The sequence below is a fragment of the Chamaesiphon sp. OTE_20_metabat_361 genome, from assembly GCF_031364565.1.
The window spans coordinates 1-2,095 of the sequence record NZ_JANLWO010000216.1 but is presented as its reverse complement, the minus strand read 5'-3'; the positions used below and the strand labels follow the sequence as shown (position 1 = coordinate 2,095).

The window sequence follows — 2,095 nt, the reverse complement described above, 5'->3', positions numbered from 1 at the left end:
CCGCCCAAAGGGTGGCTCGGGGGTGGGATGAGACTTTTTGCCGACAAATTCCGCAGCAGAAATCGTACCAGTTTGCGAGGCAAAACCATCAGCGACGATATCGATTAATTCTTCGACGGGTAAATTGCCCACGGCGACGGCAGTCATTGCCGCTGGTTGATAATGGGTGGCGTGAAAATAGCGCATCTGTTGTGCCGTAACGCCTTCAATTACCGACTCTGGGCCTAATACCGATCGCCGATATGGTAATTTAGCAAATGCGACTTCGATCGCGTGTTGATAGATACGGCGCGAGGAGCTATCGTGCGATCTGCGAATTTCTTCCAGCACGACCATTTTTTCCCGATCGAAATCATCCTCGGGAATGCGCGGATTGGTAACGACATCGATCTGGAGTGGCGCTAATGCGGCAAAATCTTTGGGTGCGGTGGTGATGTAGTAGTGTGTATAGTCTTGACTCGTCGCCGCATTTGTGACCGCACCACGTTCTTCGATTGCCCGCTCGAATTCGCCAGCGGCGAGTCGCGAGGTACCTTTGAACACCATATGTTCGAGGAAGTGTGCCATCCCATTAATCGCATCGGTTTCTTGGAACGAACCGACATTGAGATAAATATTCAGATTGACTGCCTCGACAGGCATCTGTTCGGCAATAATAGTCAATCCGCTGGGCAATGTGCGCACGGTGGGGCGATCGATTTGATTGGTCACGGCAATTTGTTCCTGCTAAATAAGTCTACTACTGCTTGTGCTGGCGATGCTCGTTCCGAGTATCGCCAGCCGACAGAAATGTCGTCTAAGGGATGAAAGGAACTTTGTTGGGTATGCCCTAGTTTCATTCTTCTGCTTGGTGCGCTCAATCTGGAGGAAACCTCCAGAGCGCGCATCCGCAACCCAACCTACAGATCTTCAACTGAGCCAACGAGACTAATCGGGCTAGCCACCTCGCTGGCATCGATTCGGACTTGCTGCTTAGTAGTAGTCAACTACAGTACCAGTATAGTAGACCCACAGGCACAGATCGCTCCTCTTGAAAGGGGAAAGGGGTTTTGATGACAGGAAAGGGTTGACATGTAATTTAGCCATTTTCCCCAAAATAGCAGGAGCGCCAAGAAAATTAGCCGATCGAGTCTAGATACTTTTGATTAATGGTTTGAAGAATGGGAATACTAGCAATTAGTAGTAGTTAAGTAACTATAAATATTATCTGCACCGACTACAATTTGAACCGCTTTGACGCACAGCACGTAATTATATGAATATTTCCAAAACACTCGGGCGATACGAACATCTGTGGCGCAAAGATAATGCCATCTATTTAGCATTTGGCTGGGCAGCATTATCCCTGTTTACTTATGTCTTTTTTAGCGGCCCAGCGGGCGGGGATCGACCATTTTGGTATCGGATTTTTACCGCGTATATCTTGCAAAATGTGCCGACATTAGTAGCTGGTTTATTGTGTCTGCGGAATGGCCTGAGTCGGCGGATGCCCAGTGGTAGTCAGGTATGGTTGTTTATTGGGATTGCTTTACTATCTTATTTTACGGGAAATATCTTCTTTAGCTCGTGGGAATTGGTGTGGCATCTCAATTCGACTGGTTCGCTGGGCGATCCATTTTTCGTGATTTTCTATATCTGTTTGTCCATCGGGATGTTGGGGATGCTCGTGAGTAAGCAGGTGAGGTTAAATATCTATCAATGGTCGCTGGTAGCTGGCATTAGTACTTACGCGGCAGTCATTTTGATGTGGGTACTCAAGCCACCTGCCCCGCCTGTGGCGCTCTCTCAAACCCAGGCGGTAGCGACTGCGGCGATGGCACCTGAGATCCAGCCAGCAGAAACACCTGCGACTCCAGCACCGGAGCCGATCGTGACATTCGATCGACTCCTCAAGCCTTACGGACAGAAGTTAAATCTTTTTTATGTCTGGAGTGATGTGTTTTTGTTTGCCCTGGCTATCGTAATGACTTTGGCTTTTTGGGGCGGACGGCTCAGTAGTGCTTGGCAGACCAATGCTTTAGCGATCGTCTGCTACTACATTGCCGATATGTGGCTTGCATATGCCGGAAATCACATTCAAGACTATCAAGGTGGC

At 48.7% G+C, this 2,095-nt stretch carries 3 protein-coding genes; 1 reads left to right on the top strand and 2 read right to left on the bottom strand.

Annotated elements, in window-relative coordinates; genetic code table 11:
• Together RMO35_RS06125 and RMO35_RS06120 are read right to left on the bottom strand one after the other, a co-directional pair.
• Nucleotides 1–711: pitrilysin family protein (locus tag RMO35_RS06125; RefSeq protein ID WP_309739359.1), on the bottom strand; the 711-nt coding region annotated here is incomplete at its 3' end.
• The gene (locus RMO35_RS06120; protein WP_309739358.1) at nucleotides 708–839 is read right to left on the bottom strand and encodes a hypothetical protein; all 132 of its coding nucleotides are present in this window, start codon (nucleotides 837–839) and stop codon (nucleotides 708–710) included. The genes RMO35_RS06120 and RMO35_RS06125, both read right to left, overlap by 4 nt.
• A gap of 416 nt (nucleotides 840–1,255) precedes the next feature.
• Here RMO35_RS06120 and RMO35_RS06115 point away from each other — a divergent pair.
• Nucleotides 1,256–2,095 (top strand): hypothetical protein (locus RMO35_RS06115; RefSeq protein ID WP_309739357.1); only part of this gene is annotated, 840 nt, incomplete at its 3' end.